This is a genomic window from Actinoplanes sp. KI2 (assembly GCF_025630775.1).
Classification (GTDB): domain Bacteria; phylum Actinomycetota; class Actinomycetes; order Mycobacteriales; family Micromonosporaceae; genus Actinoplanes.
This window is the reverse complement of the sequence record NZ_JAOSZE010000025.1, coordinates 106,471-126,150: the sequence shown is the minus strand read 5'-3', so window position 1 is coordinate 126,150 and position 19,680 is coordinate 106,471. Positions and strand designations below refer to the sequence as shown.

The 19,680-nt window shown below is 73.0% G+C and carries 12 protein-coding genes; 9 read left to right on the top strand and 3 right to left on the bottom strand.

The window, feature by feature from the left end:
- Window positions 1-13: 13 nt before the first annotated feature.
- Window positions 14-1,315: a PQQ-like beta-propeller repeat protein gene (locus ODJ79_RS26190; protein WP_263026226.1), complete on the bottom strand. Its 1,302-nt coding sequence runs from the start codon at window positions 1,313-1,315 to the stop codon at window positions 14-16.
- 63 nt (window positions 1,316-1,378) lie between these two features.
- The gene (locus ODJ79_RS26185) at window positions 1,379-1,867 is read right to left on the bottom strand and encodes an Lrp/AsnC family transcriptional regulator (RefSeq protein ID WP_263026225.1); all 489 of its coding nucleotides are present in this window, start codon (window positions 1,865-1,867) and stop codon (window positions 1,379-1,381) included.
- An 85-nt stretch (window positions 1,868-1,952) separates the two neighbouring features.
- On the opposite strand from ODJ79_RS26185, the gene hppD reads away from it, so the two are divergent.
- From hppD to hisC, 4 genes are all read left to right on the top strand, one after another.
- Window positions 1,953-3,104, top strand: coding sequence for a 4-hydroxyphenylpyruvate dioxygenase (gene hppD / locus ODJ79_RS26180; RefSeq protein ID WP_263026224.1), 1,152 nt, complete (start codon window positions 1,953-1,955; stop codon window positions 3,102-3,104).
- 145 nt (window positions 3,105-3,249) lie between these two features.
- The gene (locus ODJ79_RS26175; RefSeq protein WP_263026223.1) at window positions 3,250-3,831 is read left to right on the top strand and encodes an RDD family protein; all 582 of its coding nucleotides are present in this window, start codon (window positions 3,250-3,252) and stop codon (window positions 3,829-3,831) included.
- Window positions 3,828-4,823, top strand: coding sequence for an RDD family protein (locus tag ODJ79_RS26170; RefSeq protein WP_263026222.1), 996 nt, complete (start codon window positions 3,828-3,830; stop codon window positions 4,821-4,823). Before ODJ79_RS26175 ends, ODJ79_RS26170 begins: the two co-directional genes overlap by 4 nt.
- Complete coding sequence (hisC, locus tag ODJ79_RS26165; protein WP_263026221.1) at window positions 4,824-5,912, top strand: histidinol-phosphate transaminase; 1,089 nt, start codon at window positions 4,824-4,826, stop codon at window positions 5,910-5,912. It begins immediately after the preceding gene.
- 10 nt (window positions 5,913-5,922) lie between these two features.
- Here the strand turns inward: hisC and ODJ79_RS26160 are convergent, their stop codons facing one another.
- The gene (locus tag ODJ79_RS26160) at window positions 5,923-6,447 is read right to left on the bottom strand and encodes a hypothetical protein (RefSeq protein ID WP_263026220.1); all 525 of its coding nucleotides are present in this window, start codon (window positions 6,445-6,447) and stop codon (window positions 5,923-5,925) included.
- 354 nt (window positions 6,448-6,801) lie between these two features.
- On the opposite strand from ODJ79_RS26160, the gene ODJ79_RS26155 reads away from it, so the two are divergent.
- The 5 genes from ODJ79_RS26155 to ODJ79_RS26135 are packed head-to-tail and all read left to right on the top strand — an operon-like array spanning window position 6,802 to window position 19,673.
- Window positions 6,802-9,645 carry an AfsR/SARP family transcriptional regulator gene (locus ODJ79_RS26155; RefSeq protein ID WP_263026219.1) on the top strand — a complete coding sequence of 948 codons (2,844 nt, stop codon included), beginning with the start codon at window positions 6,802-6,804 and terminating at the stop codon, window positions 9,643-9,645.
- Window positions 9,642-12,542, top strand: a complete 2,901-nt coding sequence (locus tag ODJ79_RS26150) for an AfsR/SARP family transcriptional regulator (protein ID WP_263026218.1) — start codon at window positions 9,642-9,644, stop codon at window positions 12,540-12,542. Before ODJ79_RS26155 ends, ODJ79_RS26150 begins: the two co-directional genes overlap by 4 nt.
- Window positions 12,539-15,448, top strand: coding sequence for an AfsR/SARP family transcriptional regulator (locus tag ODJ79_RS26145; protein WP_263026217.1), 2,910 nt, complete (start codon window positions 12,539-12,541; stop codon window positions 15,446-15,448). The genes ODJ79_RS26150 and ODJ79_RS26145 overlap by 4 nt, the downstream gene beginning before the upstream one ends.
- Window positions 15,445-18,282 (top strand): AfsR/SARP family transcriptional regulator, encoded by a 2,838-nt coding sequence (locus tag ODJ79_RS26140; protein WP_263026216.1) that lies wholly within the window; start codon window positions 15,445-15,447, stop codon window positions 18,280-18,282. Before ODJ79_RS26145 ends, ODJ79_RS26140 begins: the two co-directional genes overlap by 4 nt.
- A complete protein-coding gene (locus tag ODJ79_RS26135; RefSeq protein WP_263026215.1) occupies window positions 18,279-19,673 on the top strand; it encodes a class II fumarate hydratase in 1,395 nt (464 codons plus the stop codon). The genes ODJ79_RS26140 and ODJ79_RS26135 overlap by 4 nt, the downstream gene beginning before the upstream one ends.
- The last annotated feature ends 7 nt before the right edge of the window (window positions 19,674-19,680 follow it).

The following is a 19,680-nucleotide window of genomic DNA, read 5'->3' as shown; positions in this document are numbered from 1 at the left end:
CTCCCCACCAGTGTCAACTAAATGGCAGGTAGGCCATGTCGCGGCCGGCGACGGCGATCATCCCGCCCGGCCCGGAGGCGAAGATCTTGGCGCTTGTCCGCACCTCGGACAGGACGCGGCCGTCGGTGGGGGACACCGCCGTGACGCGGGCCGGCTTCGACGTGACGATGATCACGGCGCGCGGGGTCAGCGCGGCGGACGTACCGGCGGTGGCCGGCCGGTTCCACGCGGTCCGGCCGGTGGCCATCGAGAAGCCGTGCAGGGTGGCCTTGTCGGCGCTGCGGATCACCGCGTACGCGTCGTCGACCGCGAGCACCTCCTCGCCCTTGGCGCCGTGCCAGAGCACCCGTCCGTCGTGCGCCGCGATCAGCTCCTGCCGCCCGACCGGGTCGACGCCGAGCACCACGTCCTCGCCGCCGGCCGGGTCGCGGTCCTGCTTGCAGCTCGAGCCGTTGGCGGCGGTCCGCAGGTTGAGCCCGTCCCGGTGCCAGACCACGCCGTTGCCCGGTGGATCGGTGGCGACCACGCCGAAGTAGCAGGTGCCGTCGCCGGCCGTGCCGGTCACCGTGAGCACCCGGCCGCCGGCGACGGCGACCCGCTGGCCGTCGGCGGGCTGCGCGGTCTGCACCAGCTTGCCGTTGGCCGTGTCGATCACGCGGATCTGGTGGTCATCGGGCAGGCCGATCAGGTCGGGCATCGCGCGCGGGCCGGCCACGTTGTCGTCGATGCCGTCGGCGCTGATCGGGTTGGTGTCCGGCAGGTCCGGGTTGCCGGCGTCGAGCACCCAGCCGATCCCGCCGGTGCTGACCCGCCAGCGGGCGTTGCCCTTGGTGTCCCAGGCGGTGAGCTCGCAGTCGCCGCCCTTGGCGCAGCGCAGGTCGAGGATGCCGGTGCGGTACGCCCAGACCGCGGTGGCCTGGTCGTCGGTCCGCTTGGCGACCCCGGTGTGCGGGTCGAGCACCTGGTAGCCCTTGGTGAGCAGCCGGCCGGTGACCACCACGGCGTCGGTGCCCTCGCCGGCCACGGCCGCCCAGTCGGCGCTGTTGCCCCACAGCTTGACGCCCGCACCGAGCCCGTACGCCTCGACCGAGGTGCGGTACTCGACGATCACCGCGTCGCCGGCGATGGTGACGTCCTGCGGGCTGCCGCCGATCCGGGTCTGCCACTGCGCCACGCCGGCGGCGATCGGCTCGCTCGTGTTGATCCAGGCCCAGACCTGCGGCCACGGGTTCCAGACGTTGCTGGTGGCGAGCACGACGACCAGCACGATGGCGGCCAGCGCATAGCCGCGCCACGGACTGCCACCCGACGCCATGGGCGACAACCTAACGACGTCGATCACCTGCGCGAAGGATCTCGATATGTCCGTGTCGATCGCTTATATGACGGATGCCGCCCGCACCAGCGGCAACGTGCGATAGGCGATCAGCTCGGCCAGGGCGATGATGGTCGACGCGCGGACGATGCCCTCGTAGCCGACGATCTGGTCGATCACCCGCTGCAGGTCGGCGTTGGACCGGGCCACGATCCGGCACAGCAGGTCGCCGCTGCCGGTGATGGTGTGCGCCTCCAGCACCTCGGGGATCTCCGCCAGGTGATCGGCGACCGCCTGGTGCCCGTACCGCTGGCTGATCTCCAAGGTCACGAAGCTCATCACGCCGTACCCGATCGCCTCGGGGATGACCTCGGGCCCGAAGCCCTTGATCGCGCCCCGCGCGGTCAGCTTGTCCAGCCGGGCCTGAACGGTTCCGCGCGCCACGGCGAGACGTCGGGACATTTCCAGTACGCCGATCCGCGGTTCCGCTTCCAGGAGTTCCACGATCCGTGCATCGAGCGCGTCGAGCTGGACAACCTGCATAGTCTCCATGGCAAGTAACCGTACGAGTTGCGCAGACTGTCCAGCAATATTGTCAACTATTGCCCACCTCTTCGGGTAAGGGCAGCCTCGGCACATGACGCAGACGATGGAACACCCGACCAAAGCCGACGTCTTCCCCGTCAAGGGCGTCGACTACCTTCAGTTCCTCGTGGGCAACGCCAAGCAGGCCGCCCACTACTACTCGACCGCCTTCGGCATGACCTGTGTCGCCTACCGCGGCCCCGAGCAGGGCTATCGCGACCACGCCGAGTACGTGCTGGTCAGCGGCTCCGCCCGGTTCCTGATCACCGGCGCGGTGCACTCCGGCGCGCCCGGTTCCGAGCACGTCGAGAAGCACAGCGACGGTGTCTACGACATCGCGCTCGAGGTGCCCGACGTCGACGCCGCGTACCTGCACGCGATCAACGCGGGCGCCCGCGGGGTCACCGAGCCGCACGACGTCAAGGACGAGCACGGCACGGTCCGGATCGCGGCGATCGCCACCTACGGCGACACCATCCACTCGCTGGTCGACCGCTCCGGCTACGACGGCCCGTTCCTGCCCGGCTTCGTCGCCCGCGAGCCGATCGTCGACCGGAAGCCCGCGATCGAGGCCGGCCTGCAGCCCAAACGCTACTTCCAGGCCGTCGACCACGTGGTCGGCAACGTCGAGCTGGGCAAGATGGACGAGTGGGTGGAGTTCTACGGCCGGGTCATGGGCTTCACCAACATGGCCGAGTTCATCGGCGACGACATCGCGACCGACTACTCGGCGCTGATGAGCAAGGTCGTCGCGGACGGCACCCGTAAGGTCAAGTTCCCGCTGAACGAGCCGGCCGTGTCCAAGCGCAAGTCGCAGATCGACGAGTACCTCGAGTTCTACGGCGGCCCGGGCGCCCAGCACATCGCGGTCGCGACCAACGACATCATCGCCAGCGTGGACGCGATGGCGGCGGCCGGCGTCGAGTTCCTGGACACCCCCGACTCGTACTACGACGACCCCGAGCTGCGAGCTCGGATCGGCAAGGTGCGGGTGCCGATCGAGGAGCTCAAGCGGCGCAAGATCCTGGTCGACCGGGACGAGGACGGCTATCTGCTGCAGATCTTCACGAAGCCGGTGCAGGACCGGCCGACGGTGTTCTTCGAGCTGATCGAGCGGCACGGATCGCTCGGCTTCGGCAAGGGCAACTTCAAGGCGCTCTTCGAGGCGATCGAGCGGGAGCAGGAGCTTCGGGGCAACCTGTAACACTGTCCGCGTGACTCAGCCTCCGGGGTACGGGCCACCGCCGGGTCAACCGGCGGTGCCCGGCGGCCCGCCCCAGCCGATCTACCCGCCTTATCCGGGTTATGCACCTTATTCGGGTTATCCGCCCCCGCCGCCCGGATATCAGGTGCCGCCCGGATATCCGCCGCCCGGATATCAGCTGCCGCCCGGGTATTACCAGCCCGTGCCGCCGCCGCTGCCGGTCAGCCCGGCCGGTGTGCCACTCGCCGACTTCGGGATCCGGCTTCTCGCGTACATCATCGACGCGGTGCTGCTCTCGGCGGTGAGCCTGATCTTCGTGATCCCGGCCGCCTTCGTGGTCTTCCGGCGGTCCTTCGACGCCGCGGCGACCTACGACTACACCACTCCGACGCCGTTCCCCGACTTCATCCTGCCGCTGCTCCTGCTCGAGCTGTGCTACTTCGTGCTGGTCCTGGTGCTCCGCTACCTGTACGAGGTCGAGCTCATGCACCGGTACGGGCAGACCGTGGGCAAGCGGATCATGAAGATTCGGGTGGTGCCCCTCGATCCCTCGGTCCGGCTCACCCGGGGCATGGCGTTCAAGCGCTACCTCGTCCAGTTCGTCGCCACCATCTTCGTCCCGTTCCTCAGCCTCATCGACGGGTTGTGGCAGCTTTGGGACAAGCCCTACCTGCAGACCCTGCACGACAAGGCGGCCGCGACCGTGGTGGTTAAGGTTTCCGCATGAGCTCGTTGCCCGCCGGCTGGTACAAGGACCCGGCCGACACCACCACCCAGCGCTACTGGGACGGTGAGGGCTGGATCGGAAAGGCCATTCCGGCCGATGCGGTCCCGCCGGACGGCCCGCCCCCGGCCGAACAGCAGGCGCCTCCCGCCGCGCCGGTGGTCGCGGCGCCGCCGCCGTGGACGCAGCCGCAGCAGACCCCGCCTCAGGCCCCGCTCCAGCAGACCCCGCCCCAGCAGGCGCCGCCCGGCTGGGGTCCGATGCCACCATCACCGCCGCCGGGCTGGCAGCCCCCGCCCGGCTGGCAGCCCCCGCCGCAGGGGTGGCAGCAGCCGCCGGCCTGGCAGCAGGTGCCGCCGGGCATGCGGATGGCCGCCTACCCCTATCCGGTCGAGGCGCGCCCGCACGGCTTCGCGCTGGCCGGGCTCGGCCCCCGGCTGGTCGCCCGCCTGCTCGACATCATCGCGGTGCTGCTGCTGAACGTCGTGGTCAACGGATACTTCGCCTACCAGTGGTGGCAGGAGTTCCTGCCGGAGTACCGCAAGACGATGGAGTCGGTCGCGAACGGCGGCAGCGCCTTCGACACGCAGGGCTCCTCCCGGATGGACGGGCTGCTCTGGGCCATGCTGATCGTGGCCACCCTGCTGTGGCTGCTCTACGAGGCGCCGGCGATCGCCGGCAGCGGGCAGACCCTGGGCAAACGGATCATGCGGATCAAGGTGGTCGCACTCGAGAACACCGAGCCGCTCGGCTTCGGCCGCGCCTTCGGCCGCTGGGCCCGGCTCGGCCTGTGGACGCCGGCCTGGGGCTGCGCCGGGCTCGGGCTGCTGATGCAGTTCATCTACTCGCTCTCGCCCGTGTTCGACCCGCAACTGCGGCAGGCGTACCACGACAAGACCGCGCGTACGGTCGTCATCGCCCTGCCGCCGCACTACCGGCAACCCACCTCGGAAGGCCGCCCGACCGCCACCCAAAATCGGAATGAGGGCCGATAGATGACTCGCCTGACCCGTGCCGACCTGGACGGGCTGCCCGCCTACGTCCCCGGCCGCAACCTCGCCGACCTGACCCGTGAGCTGGGCATCGCCGAGGCGATCAAGCTGGCCAGCAACGAGGTGCCGTACGGGCCGCTGCCCGGCGTGGTCGAGGCCGTGGGCGACGCGATGCTCTCCTCGCATCGCTACCCCGACATGGGCGCGGTCGAGCTGCGGTCGGCGCTGGGCGAGCGGTACGGCGTGGCCGCCGACCGGATCGTCACCGGCTGCGGCTCGGTGGCGCTGACCGAGATCCTGGTGAAGGCCACCTGCCTGCCGGGCGACGAGATCGTCTACGCGTGGCGGTCGTTCGAGGCGTACCCGATCATCTCGGCCGGCGCCGGCGCGACCAGCGTGCGGGTGCCGAACACCGCGGCGCACGGCCACGACCTCGGTGCGATGGCCGACGCGATCACCGACCGGACCAGGCTGGTGCTCGTCTGCAACCCGAACAACCCGACCGGCACCGCGGTGCGCCGGGCGGAGCTCGACCGGTTCCTCGCCGACGTGCCGTCCGACGTGCTGGTGGTGCTGGACGAGGCGTACCGGGAAATGGTCACCGACCCCGACGTGCCGGACGGCATCGCCACCTACGCCGACCGGCCGAACGTGCTGGTGCTGCGCACGATGTCGAAGGCGTGGGGCCTGGCCGGCCTGCGGATGGGCTTCCTGGTCGCGCAGCCGGAGGTGGCCGCCGCGATCCGCAAGGTGCTCACGCCGTTCTCGACCAGCCTGGTCGCGCAGGCCGCCGCGCTGGCCGCGCTGGCGCAGGAGCCGGAGGTGAAGCGCCGCTGCGGGCTGGTCGTGGCGGAGCGTTCCCGGGTCGCCGAGGCGCTGCGGAAGCTGCACGTGGACGTGCCGGACAGCCAGGCCAATTTCGTCTGGCTGCCGCTGGGCGACCAGGCCGCGCAGTTCGGCGTGGTCTGCGAGGGGCGTGGGGTGATCGTGCGGCCGTTCCAGGGCGACGGCGTACGCGTCACGATCGGCACGCCGGAGGAGAACGACGCGTTCCTGGCCGCCGCCGAGGTGGCCCTCGAACAGCTCGCCTGAGCCGGTGGGCCTAGCTTGAGGTGCCGCAGTAGCCGGCGACCGGGGTCAGCCACTCGGCGAACTGGGCCTGGACCGTCTTGTTGAGGTCGGACATGGACTTGACCCGGTCCATGTACCGGCGGTTGGCGGCGCTGCTCTCCAGCTTGGCGGCGGAGACCTTGCCGGCCGCCTGGAAGTCCGGGTCGGCGGCCGCGGCCGTTTCCCTGCGGATCTTCGTGGCCGCCGCCTTGAGCTGGCCGGCCGCCGTGGCCTCGGCCTTCTCCGCGTCGGCGGTCTGCTTGGCCTCCTTGTAGGTGACCATGCGGCCCATCGCGGTGCCGAACGCGCGCAGCTCGGTCGTGTAGAGCGACTGGAGCTTGCCGCAGACCAGCTGCGTGTTGGCCGAATAGTCGGGCTCCGGCTCGCTGCTCGGCGCCGCGGTGGCGGCGGTCCGGGCCGGGCTCGCGCCCTCGGCCTTGGCGTTCGCGTCGCTGTCGCAGGCGGCGCCGGTCAGCAGCGTGCCGCCGGCGATCGCGGCCAGGATGGCGCGTCGCATCAGGAAGATCCTTCTCGTCGGGAACGTCCAAACCGTCCCGACGTTACGTTCCGATGCCCGTCATGTCCAACCCAGAGTGATCATCGCGATACGAACAGCCCGCCCGCGAGCGACCGCGCGGGCGGGCTGCACATCCCCCGTTGGACCGGCTGCATCGCCCCATCGCGCTGGGGCGATGCCTTGGGAACATCCGCGATGGGGCGACGCAAAACCTAGGTTGGCGCGCCGCACTATCAGATCGCTGTCGATCCGCTATCGCGCGCTGGTCTACGCTCGGGGCACTTACGGATCGGAGTCGCTCTCTTGCGATACCGCATTCTTGGGCCACTGTCCGTCACCGAGGATGGACAGCAAGTGGCGATCACTGCGGGGCGTGACCGGATACTTCTGGCCACGTTACTTCTGCATGCCGGTCGGGTGGTCGACCACGCGACGCTGGCCGAGGCACTGTGGGGGATCGGGCCGCCCCACACGGCCCGCAGCCAGGTACAGACCTGCGTGTCCCGGCTACGCCGGCGACTGCCGCCGGGCGCGATCGTCAGCGACCCGGCCGGCTATCGATGGACCGGCGATCCGGACGATGTGGACGCCGCGATTTTCGCCCGCCTGGTGGCCCGGGCCCGGGCCGGCAGCGACGCCGCGCTCTATCGCGAGGCGCTCGACCTGTGGCGCGGCGAGGCGCTGGTCGGTATCGACAGCCAACCGGTCCGGGCCGGCGCCGCCGCCCTCGACGAGCAGTACGTGGCGGCGGTGGAGGAGTGGGCCGAGCTCGAGCTGGCGGCGGGCCGCGACCGCGAGCTGATCGGGCCGCTGACCGCGGCGATCGACCGGTTCCCGCTGCGCGAGCGGCTCCGCGGCCGGCTGATCCGGGCGCTGGTCGGGGCCGGGCGGGTCGCCGACGCGCTGGCCGAGTTCCGCCGGACCCGCCGCCTGCTGGTCGAGGAGTTGGGCATCGAGCCCGGCGCGGAGCTGCAGGAGCTGCATCGCCGGGTGCTGAGCGCGGACGAGGCGGCGCCGGTTCGCAGCCTGCCGCGGACCGTCGGCGACTTCACCGGCCGGGACGAGGTGGTCGCCCGCCTGCTGGCTGAGCTGGACCGACCCGGCCCGGCGATCGCGGCGATCGACGGCATGCCCGGTAGCGGCAAGACCACCCTCGCCCTGCACGTGGCGTCGCTCGCCGGCGAGCGGTTTCCCGACGCCCACCTCTTCGTCGACCTGCACGGACACAGCGCCGAGCAGCCGCTCGAGCCGGGCGCCGCACTGCTGATCCTGCTCCGCCAGCTGGGCATTCCGGCCGCCGCGATCCCGGCCGAGCTGGGCGACCGGATCACCCGGTGGCGCAGCGAGCTGGCCTCGCGGCGGGCCCTGGTGATCTTCGACAACGCGTACTCCAGCGCGCAGCTGGCCGACCTGCTGCCCACCGCGCCGGGCAGCGCGGCGCTGGTGACCAGCCGGCGACGGCTGCTGGGCCTGGACGGCGTGCACCCCGTGCAGCTCGCGGTGCTCTCGCCGGGAGACGCGCTGGCGCTTCTGGCCCGGATCGCCGGTGGCCGGATCGCGGCGGAGTCGGCGGCGGCGGCGGAGGTGGTGCGCCGGTGCGGCGGGCTGCCGCTGGCGTTGCGGCTGGCCGGGGCGCGGCTGGCGCATCGTCCACGGTGGCAGGTGGCCGATCTGGTACGGCGGCTGGGCGAGTCGGCGCTGCCCGACCTCGCGGCCGAGGACCGGTCGGTGGCGGCCGCGTTCGCTCTCTCGTACGGCCAGCTGGGTGAGCCGGCCCGGCGGCTGTTCCGGCTGCTGGGGGTGTATCCGGCGCCGCTGTTCGACGCGGTCGCCGCGGCGGCGCTGGCCGGGTTGCCGCTGAACGAGGCTCACGACCTGCTCGACGAGCTGATCGACGGGCACCTGCTGGACGAGCCCGAGCCCGGCATCTTCCGGCTGCACGACCTGCTCCGCGAGTACGCCGCGGCGCTCGCCGGTGAGCTGCCGCCGGACGCCGCGGAGGCGGTCCTCGACCTGCAGGTGCACGCCTTCGCGGCGGCGTTGCCACCGGTGCACCAGCGCCTGCTGCGCCGGGACATCGGCGCGCACGAGCCGCTACGCCCCGACCTGCTCGCCGAGCTGGCCGATCCGACGGCCCGCTTCGAATGGGAACGGCCGCAACTGGGCGCCTACGTCCAGGCGGCCGGCGATACCCGGTATGCCTGGTGGATCCCGCGCGCGGCCTGGTGGCATCTGTTCAACCGCGGCTACAACGACGACCTGCGGGTGGTGTTCGAGCAGAGCATGCGCAGCGTCGAGAAGTCCGGCGACCGGCAGGGCATCGCCATCGTCGCGAACTACCTCGCGTCGGCCTACGTCCGGCTGTCCGACTATCCGCGTGCCCTGGAGATGGTGGACCGGGCGATCCGCCTGCACGCGGAGCTGGGCAATTGGCGTGCGGTCGCGACCACGCTGGGCAACCGGGCCGGTGTCTATGACGCGGCCGGCCGATTCGCCGACTGCGTCACCTCGGCGCAGGAATCCTTGCGGCTGCGCGCCCTGCACGGCGCTGTCAACTATTCGCCGACGGCGCTCACCCACCTGGCCGGGGGATACGCGCGGCTCGGCCGGTACGCGGAGGCGTTGCGGTACGGCCGGCGGGCGCTGTTCCTCGCGGTCGAGACCGGTGACGCCGGGGCGACCGCGATGACCTTGATCAATATCCAGAAGTGCAAGCGAGAGGCCGGCCTGGGCTCCCCGATGGCCACCGACCGCTACCTGGCCGTTGCTCTGCGGCTGACGCGCCTGCGCGGCAACCGTCCGACCGAGGCGGAGGTGCTCAACGAGAAGGCCATCGTGCTGCGGCACCGGGGTCGGCACGACGAGGCCGTGGCGTTGCACGAGGCGGCGATCACGATCGTGCGGGGAACCTCGGACCGGCTGTACGAGGTGACGTTCATCCACGATCTCGCGATCACCCGCGGGTCGGCCGGTGATCGCGTGTGCGCGCTCGAACTGCACCGGCGGGCCTTACGGCTCGCCCAGGCGCACGGGATGGCCTATCTGGCCGCGTGCGCCGAGGCCGGGATCGCCGACTGTCTGGCCCAAACCGATCCGGAGCAGGCCCGTCGTTTATGGCTGGTGGCGCTGGCGGCGTTCCGTCAGATGGGGGTGCCCGAGCAGTACGAGGTGGAGCGCCGGCTGGCGGCGGCGTCATGAGATATCGGATCCTCGGTCCACTCCGGCCCGCAGTCACCGCCGGCCGGGACCGCATCGTGCTGGCGATGATGTTGCTGCGTCCCGGCCGGGTGGTGAGCGTCCCCGAGTTGGTCGACGCGGTCTGGGGCGACGATCCGCCGTCGACCGTACGCACCCAGCTGCAGGCCTGTGTCTCCCGGCTGCGCCGCGCGCTGCCGGCCGGCGCGATCGACACCGACCCGGCCGGTTATCGCTTGCGGATCGCGGCGGACGACCTGGACTCCCTGGTCTTCGCCCGGTTGATCGCGCGGGCTCGGGCCGAGGGCGACGCCGTGCTGTTCCGGGAGGCTCTGGACCTGTGGCGGGGCGAGGCGCTGGTCGGGATCGACAGCCGGCCGGTGCGGGCGGCCGCGGCCGGGTTGGACGAGCAGTACGTCGCCGCCGTGGAGGACTGGGCGGAGCTGGAGCTGGCCGCCGGCCGGGATCGCGAGTTGCTCGGCCTACTCGGCACGGTGGTCGAGCGGTTCCCGCTGCGAGAGCGGCTGCGCGGGCAGATGATCCGGGCCATGGCCGGTGCCGGGCGCACGGCAGACGCGCTGGCCGAGTTCCGCCGGACCCGGGAAGTGCTGCGCGGTGAGCTGGGCATCGAACCCGGCAAGGAGCTGCAGGAGGTGCATCGCCGGGTGCTGACCGGGGGCGAGACGGCCCCGGTCCGCAGCCTGCCACGTACCGTCGGCGACTTCACCGGGCGCGAGGACGTGGTCGCTCGCCTGCTGGCCGAGCTGGACCGCTGCGACCCCGCGATCTCGGTGATCGACGGGATGGCCGGCAGCGGCAAGACCACCCTGGCGTTGCACGTGGCGTCGCTGGTCGGCGAGCGGTATCCGGATGCGCATCTCTTCGTCGACCTGCTGGGGCACAGCGCGGAGCAGCCGCTCGAGCCGGCCGCCGCGCTGCTGATCCTGCTGCGGCAGCTCGGCGTCCCGGCCGAGACGATCCCAGTGACGCCCGGCGACCGGGTCACCCTGTGGCGCAGCGAGCTGGCCCGACGGCGGGTCCTGCTGGTGCTCGACAACGCGCACTCCAGCGCCCAGGTCGCCGACCTGTTGCCAACCGTGCCGGGCAGCCTCGCCCTGGTCACCAGCCGGCGGCGCCTGGTCGGCCTGGACGGCGTGCACTCCGAGCCGCTGGTCGTGCTCACCCCGGGGGAGGCGACCGTGCTGCTGGCCCGGATCGTCGGGGAGCGGGTGCGGGCGGAGCCGGCGGCGTTGGCCGAGGTGGTGCGCCGGTGCGGTGGGTTGCCGCTGGCGTTGCGACTGGCCGGGGCGCGGCTGGCGCATCGGCGCCGGTGGCGGGTGGCCGACCTGGTGCTCCGGCTGGGCGAGTCGGCCTTGCCCGAGCTCGCCGTCGAGGACCGGTCGGTGGCGGACGCGTTTGCGCTCTCCTACGGACAGCTCACGGCCCCGGCGCAGCGGATGTTCCGGCTGCTCGGGGTGTGCCCGGCGCCGCTGTTCGACGCGCCGGCCGCGGCCGCGCTGGCCGGACTGCCGCTCGACGAGGCGCAGGACCTGCTCGACGATCTCCATGACGTCCATCTGATCGACGAGCCCGCGCCGGGCATCTTCCGGCTGCACGACCTGCTGCGCGAGTTCGCCGCCGCGCTCGCCGCCGACCTGTCCCCGGACGAGCGCCGGACCGCCGTCGAGGCGATCCTCGATCTGCAGACACACGCCTTTGCGGCGGCGAACCCGCCCTCGTGGCGGGCGGCGGTCGAGCGCGACATCGGTCCACTGCGGCCGCTGCGGCCCGACCTGGTGGCGGCGCTGCCCGACCCGGCGGCCAGGGTGGAGTGGGAACGACCCCAACTGCCGGCCTACCTCGAAGCGGCCGCCGCCGATGGCGAATATCTGGTGTACGCGTGGTGGCTGCCCCGTGCGGCCTGGTGGTTCCTCTATGACGGGGGCTACACCGCCGAGCTGCGGAGGCTGCTCGAGCGCTCGCTCGCGATGGTGGAGAAGGCCGGCGACCGGGCCGGCATCGCCGTGGTCTCGAACTACCTCGCCTCGTCGGCGTCCCGGATCGGCGAGCTCGATCGGGCGGCGGAGCTGCTGCGGCTCTCCCGGCGCGTACAGGAGGAGTTGGGCAACCGGCGTGCGGTAGCGGTGGCGCAGGCCAACCTGGCCAACGTCTACGACGCGATGGGCCGGTTCGCCGAGAGCGTCGCGGCGGCGCGCGAGTCGCTTCGGCTGCGCTACCTGGTGGGCGAGCGCGTCTCGAACCGGACGCCGTTGCACAACCTGGCCGACGCCCTCGACCGGCTGGGCCGGCACGAGGAGGCGCTGCGAGCGCGGCGGCTCGGCATGCTCGACGCGATCGAGGTCGGCGACGCGACGGCGCTCGCCAACTGCCTGCAGGGCATCCAGCGGCACCGCATCGCGCTCGGACAGATCGACCTGGCCACCGCGCACCGGTATCTGCGGGCCGCCCTGCGTCTGTCCATCCGCAACGAGCATCTCTTCAGCGAGGCGGACATCCGCAGCGAACAGGGCCGGCTGCTGCGCGCGGAGGGCCGGTACGCCGAGGCGATCGCCCTGCACCTGACCGCGGTCGAGCTCACCCGCAAGACCGCCGATCGCCGGTACGAGTCGGCCTACACGGTCGACCTCGCCGACACCCGCCGCGCTGCCGGCGATCGGGCCGGCGCGCTCGCGGACTATCGGCGGGCCCTGCGCGACGCCGAGGCGCTGGGCCTGCGGTACACCGCGGCGCGCGCCCGGGCCGGCCTCGCCGAGTGCCTGGCGGACACCGACCCGGAGTCGGCGCGTCGCTCGTGGACGGCGGCGCTCGTCGAGTTCCGCGAGATGGGCGTGCCCGAGCAGCACGAGGCGGAGCGGCGGCTGGCGGCGATGCCGCGATGAGGTACGGGATCCTGGGCCCGCTCACGCCCGCGGTCACCGCCGGACGGGATCGGATCGTGCTGGCGATGTTGCTGCTGCACGCGGACCGGGTGGTCAGCGTGGGCGAGCTGATCGACGCGGTCTGGGACGAGGATCCACCGTCGACGGCTCGGGCCCAGCTCCAGACGTGTGTCTCGCGGTTGCGGCGGGCGCTGCCGGCCGGCGTGATCGACACCGACCCGGCGGGATACCGGATCCGGGTCGGCCCGGACGAGCTGGACTCGCTGGTCCACGCCCGCCTCATCGCCCGGGCGCGGGCCGAGGGCGACGCGGCGCTGTTCCACGAGGCGCTGGCGCTGTGGCGCGGCCCGGCGCTGGTCGAGATCGAGAGCCCGGCCGTGCGCCGGGCCGCCGCGGTGCTCGACGAGCAGCGGGCGGTGGCCACCGAGGACTGGATCGACCTGGAGCTGGCCGCCGGCCACGAGCGCGAGCTGCTGGGTGAACTGTCCGGCCTGGTCGAGGAGTTCCCGCTGCGGGAGCGGCTGCGCGGCCAGCTGATGGTGGCGCTGTCCCGGTCCGGGCGGCAGGCCGACGCGCTCGCCGAGTACCGCCGGATCCGCGACGTGCTGGCCGGCGAGCTCGGCATCGAGCCGGGACACGAGCTGCGGGAGCTGCACCAGCGGATCCTCGGCGACACCCTGCCGCCGGCCGAGGCCGCCGCCGGGCCGGTGCGCTGCCTGCCCCGTACGGTCGGCGACTTCACCGGCCGCGCGGAGATCGTCGCCCGCCTGCTCGCGACCATCGACGGGCCCGGCCCGGCGATCGCGGTGATCGACGGCATGGCCGGCAGCGGCAAGACCACCCTGGCGCTGCACCTGGCCGCGCTGGTCGGCGACCGCTACCCGGACGCACACCTCTTCGTGGACCTGCATGGGCACAGCGCCGAGCAGCCGCTCGACCCGGCCGCCGCCCTGCTGATCCTGCTGCGCCAGCTGGGCGTGCACGCCGAGCGGGTCCCGCCGGCCCTGGTCGACCGGCTGGCGCTGTGGCGTACCGAGCTGGCCCGGCGGCGGGTGCTGGTGCTGTTCGACAACGTCGCCGCCAGCGACCAGATAGCCGACCTGCTGCCGACCGCGCCGGGCAGCCTCGCCCTGGTCACCAGCCGCCGCCGGATGACCGCCCTGGACGACGTGCGGCCGGAGTCGCTGCCGGTGCTGGCCGAGCCGGAGGCGATCGCCCTGCTCGCCCGGATCGCCGGCGAACGGGTGTCGGCCGAGCCGGACGCGGCCGCCGAGGTGGTACGGCGCTGCGGCGGCCTGCCGCTGGCGTTGCGCCTGGCCGGCGCCCGGCTGGCGCACCGGCCGAGCTGGCGGGTGTCCGACCTGCTGCGCCGGCTCGGCGGGTCGATGCTGCCCGAGCTCGCGGTGGAGAGCCGCACGGTGGCCGGCGCGTTCGCGCTCTCCTTCGGCCAGCTGACCGAGCCGGCCCAGCGGCTGTTCCGGCTGCTCGGCGCGTACCCGGGCCGGTCCTTCGACGCGCTCGCCGCGGCCGCCGTCGCCGACCTGCCGCTGCCCGAGGCCGAGGACCTGCTCGACGACCTGGTCGACGCGCACCTCGTGGACGAGCCCGAGCGGGGCGTCTTCCGGATGCACGACCTGCTGCACGAGTACGCGATCGCGCTGTGCTCGGAGCTGTCGGCGGACGAGCGGCGGGCCGCGGTCGTCCGCGCACTGGATCTCGAGATGCACGCGGCGATGATGGCGGTGCCCTACCGGATCAGCGTGACGCTGCGCGACCTCGGGTATCCGGTCGCGATGCGCCCCGACCTGCTGGCCGGGCTTGCCGACGCGGCGGAGCGGCTGGAACGCACCCGCCCGGCCCTCGGCGACTTCCAGGACGCGGCGATCGCGGCGGACCGGCCCGACCTGGTCTGGAAGGTGGCGCGGGCGGCCTGGCGGTTCCTCTTGGACCGCGGTTACACCGACGACGTGGAGCGCATCTTCTCCACCGCGCGGGCCGTGGCCCGCCGCGCCGGTGACCGGGCGGCGCAGGGACTGGCCGCCAACTATCTCGCGTCGGTGTACTTCCGGCAGTGTCGCCTGGAGATGGCGAAGCCGCTGGTCGAGGAGTGCATCCGGCTGCGCGAGGAGCTGGGCGACCAGATCGGCGCGGCGGTGGCGACGTGCAACCTGGCCACCCTGCACAACTCGCACGGGCGGTACGCGGAAGGCGCGGCGTACGCGGAGCGGGCCCAGGTCCTGTATTCGGGAAGCCGGGCGGTCGAATCCTCGATGCAGCTGGACGTCGCCTCGTTCGCCTACTCGTACCTCGGCCGGCACGCGGAGGCCATCAACCTGCAGCGCCGGCGCCTGCTTCACCTGGTCGAGCTGGGCGACCGCTTCGACATCGCCCATTCGCTGCTGCACCTGATCCTGGTGCGCTTCCGGGCCGGCGCGATCGAGCCGGCCCTCGCCGGCCGGCGGTTGCGGCTCATCCAACACGAGATGGTCCGGCTTGGTCTGCACAGCGGCGAGTGCGACGTGCTGTACATGCTCGGCGACGTGCTGCGTTCCCAAGGCCGCTATGAGGAGGCGATCGCGGAGTTCGTCCGGGCTCGCGAGCTCATCGTCGCGATCCACGACGGGCGGATGGAACCGATCGCGATCAACGGCCACGGCCAGGCGCTCCTGGAGTCCGGCGATCCGGATGCCGCCCTGGCCATCTTCCGGCAGGGGCTGGAGCGCAGCCTCGCCACGACGCACTGGTACGAGCGCGGCCGCGCGCACCTCGGGATCGGCGACTGCCTGGCCGCCACCGATCCGGCGGGCGCCCGCGAGCACTGGCGGCAGGCGCTGGAGGTGTTCACCGAGATCCAGGTGCCGGAGCGGTACGAGGTGGAGCGCCGACTCGTGGCGGTGGCGTCTTGAGGTATCGGATTCTCGGTCCGCTTCGGCCCGCGGTCACCGCCGGCCGGGACCGGATCGTGCTGGCCATGCTGCTCCTGCACCCCGACCGAGTGGTGAGCGTGGCCGAGCTGGTCGACGCGGTCTGGGACGAGGGCCCGCCGCCGACCGCCCGGGCCCAGCTGCAGGCCTGCGTCTCCCGGCTGCGGCGGGCGTTGCCGACCGGCGTGATCGACACCGACCCGGTCGGCTACCGGCTGCGGGTCGGGCCGGACGAGCTGGACTCGCAGGTCTTCGCCCGGCTCGTCGCGCGGGCCCGGGCCGAGGGCGACGCCGCGGTCTTCCGCGAGGCGCTCGACCTGTGGCGCGGCGAGGCGCTGGTCGGCATCGACAGCCGCCCTGTGCGCGCCGCCGCGGCCGCCCTGGACGAGCGGTACGCCGCCGCGGCCGAGGACTGGGCCGAACTGGTGCTGGCGGCGGGCGGCGATCGCGAGCTGATCGGGGCGCTCGGTCCGCTGGTCGAGCGGTTTCCGCTGCGTGAGCGGCTGCGTGGCCGGCTGATCCGGGCGCTGGCCGGTGCCGGGCGCACCGCGGATGCGCTGGCCGAGTTCCGCCGGTGCCGGGAGGTGTTGCGCGGCGAGCTGGGCATCGAGCCCGGCGAGGAGCTGCAGGAGCTGCATCGCCGGGTGTTGAGCGCGGGGGAGGCGGCGCCGGTCCGCAGCCTGCCGCGTACGGTCGGCGACTTCACCGGGCGCGACGACGCGGTGCGCCGGCTGGTCCGGGCGATCGGCGACGCCGACGCCGGCTCGCCGGTGATCGCGGTGATCGACGGCATGGCCGGCAGCGGCAAGACCACGCTCGCGCTGCATGTGGCCGCGCTGGTCGGTGACCGCTACCCGGACGCGCACCTGTTCGTCGACCTGCGCGGCTTCGGCGAGGGTGAGCCGGTCGAGCCGGCCGCGGCGCTGCTCACCCTGCTTCGGCAGCTCGGCGTGCCGTCGCAGGCGGTGCCGGTCGACCTGGCGGACCGGGTCACCATGTGGCGAAGCGAGCTGGCCCGGCGGCGGGTGTTGGTGGTGCTGGACAACGCGCACTCCAGCGCGCAGCTGGCCGACCTGCTGCCCGCCTCGCCCGGGGCGCTCGCGCTGGTGACCAGTCGGCGGCGACTGGCCGGGCTGGACGGTGCGCACCCGGAATCGCTGCCGGTGCTGGCCGCGCCGGATGCGCTGGCGTTGCTGGCCGGCATTGCCGGGGACCGGGTGTGGGCCGAGCCGGAGGCGGCGGCCGAGGTGGTGCGCCGCTGCGGCGGGTTGCCGCTGGCGCTGCGGCTGGCCGGGGCGCGGCTCGCACACCGGCCGCGCTGGCAGGTGGCCGATCTGGTCCGGCGGTTCGGTGAGTCGGCGTTGCCGGAGCTGGTGGTCGAGGCTCGCTCGGTGGCGGACGCGTTCGCCCTCTCGTACGGGCAGCTCGCCGCCCCGGCCCAGCGCGTGTTCCGGCTGCTGGGGGTGTACCCGGCGCCGCTGTTCGACGCGCCGGCCGTCGCGGCGCTGACCGGGCTGCCGCTCGACGATGCCGAGGACCTGCTCGACGACCTGATCGACGTGCATCTGCTGGACGAGCCGGAGCACGGCATCTTCCGGCTGCACGACCTGCTGCGCGAGTTCGCCGCCGCGCTCGCCGCCGACCTGTCCCCGGACGAGCGCCGGACCGCCGTCGAGGCGGTCCTCGATCTACAGACCCACGCGCTCGCCGCGTCCACCCTGCCGGGCCGCCGCGCCCTGCTCGACCTGGACCTCGGCCATCCCGAGCCCGGCCGCCCCGACCTGGTGGCGGCCGTCGCCGACCCGGTGGCCCGGGTGGAGCGGGAACGCCCGCAGCTGGGCGCCTACGTGGACGCCGCCGGCGGGACCAGGTACGCCTGGTGGATCCCGCGCGCGGCGTGGTGGCACCTGTTCAGCCGGGGTTACAACGACGACCTGCGGGCGCTGTTCGAGCGCAGCCTGGCTCCGGTCGAGCGGGCCGGCGATCGGGCCGGCCTCGCGGTCATCGCGAACTACCTCGCCTCGGCATACGTCCGAAGTGCCGACTTCCCGCGCGGCCTGGCGATGCTGGACCGCGCGGTCACCGTGCAAGAGGAGCTGGGCAACCGGCGCGCGGTCGCCACCGCGCTGGGCAACCGGGCCGGTCTCTACCAGGCCCTCGGCCGGTTCGACGAGTGCGTCGCGTCGGGCCGGGCCGCGCTGCGGCTGCGGGCGCTGATCGGCGAGACATCCTCGGCCCGCGCGCTGTTGCAGAACCTGGCCGCCGGGTACGCGAAGCTCGGCCGGCACGCCGAGGCGCTGCACTACCGGCGGCTCGCCCTGTTCACGGCGATCGAGGCGGGCGACGCCGCGGGCATCGCGATCGCGCTGAACCACATCCAGAAGGACAAGCGGGCGCTCGGCCTGACCTCGGCGGAGAACGCCGAACGCTATCTCGGCGTCGCGTTGCGCCTGGCCCGGCGCTGCGGCCACCGCGCCGGGGAGGCCGAGGTGCTCGACGAGCACGCCATCCTCCTGCGCGACCTGGGCCGGTACGCGGAGGCCACGGCGCTGCACGAGGCGGCCATCGCGATCATGCGGGAGGCCTCGGACCGGCTCTACGAGGCGACCTTCTCGTACGACCTCGCGGTCACCCGGGCGCTGGCCGGCGACCACGACGGCGCGTTGACCCTGCATCGGCGGGTGCTGCGAACCGCGCAGGCGCTCGGCGCGACGGATCTGGTCGCGCTCGCCGAGGCCGGCCTGCGGCGTCGCCCGTCCGGCCGCGGCCTGGATCAACTGCGACCCGTCGCCGGGCGAGGCAGGATGGTGGGGTGACTACCGAGCAGAGCTATCGGGTAGAGCGCGACACCATGGGCGAGGTCCGGGTCCCGGCCGACGCCCTGTGGCGGGCGCAGACGCAGCGGGCGGTGGAGAATTTCCCGATCTCGGGGCGGGGGCTCGAACCGGCGCACATCGCCGCGCTCGCCCAGATCAAGGGGGCGGCCGCCCAGGTGAACGCGGCCCTCGGCGTACTGGATGAAGATCTTGCCAAGGCGATCGCGACGGCCGCGGCGCACGTGGCGGCCGGGGGATATGAGTCGCAGTTCCCGATCGACGTGTTCCAGACCGGCTCGGGCACCTCGTCGAACATGAACGCCAACGAGGTCATCGCCACCCTCGCGGCCCGCGAGCTGGGCCGCCCGGTGCACCCGAACGATCACGTCAACGCCTCGCAGTCGAGCAACGACGTCTTCCCCTCGTCGATCCACCTGGCCGCGACCCAGGCCGTGGTGTCCGACCTGATCCCGGCGCTCGAATACCTCGCGGGCGCGCTCAGCGCCAAGGCCGAGGAGTGGGCCAAGGTGGTCAAGAGCGGGCGGACGCACCTGATGGACGCCACGCCGGTCACCCTCGGGCAGGAGTTCTCCGGGTACGCCCAGCAGGTCGCCAACGGCGTCGCCCGGCTGAACGCCGCGCTGCCGAGGCTGGCCGAGCTACCGCTCGGCGGCACCGCGGTCGGCACCGGCGTGAACACGCCGCCCGGTTTCGCTCCCGCGGTGATCTCCCGGCTGGCCGAGACCACCGGCCTGCCGCTGACCGAGGCGCCCAACCACTTCGAGGCGCAGGGCGCCCGGGACGGCCTGGTCGAGACGTCCGGGCAGCTGCGCACGATCGCGGTCGGCCTCTACAAGATCGTCAACGACATCCGCTGGATGGGCTCGGGCCCGCGGGCCGGCCTGCGCGAGCTGCGCCTGCCCGACCTGCAGCCCGGCTCGTCGATCATGCCGGGCAAGGTGAACCCGGTGGTCCCCGAGGCGGTCCGGCAGGTCTGCGCCCAGGTGATCGGCAACGACGCGACCGTGGCCTTCGCCGGCACTCAGGGTGACTTCGAGCTCAACGTGATGCTCCCGGTGATGGCCCGCAACCTGCTCGAGTCGATCCGGCTGCTGGCCAACGTCGCCCGGCTGCTCGCCGACCGCTGCATCGCCGGCCTGGAGCCGAACGTCGAGGTCGCACTCGCCTACGCCGAGGGATCGCCGTCGATCGTCACGCCGCTCAACCGCTACCTCGGCTACGACGAGGCGGCCGCCATCGCCAAGGCGGCGCTCGCCTCCGGCCGCAGCATCCGTGAGGTGGTGCTCGAGCGCGGGCACGTGGCCGAGGGCAGGCTCACCGAGGCGCAGCTGGACGAGGCGCTGGACGTGCTCCGAATGACTCGTCCGTGAGCAACCT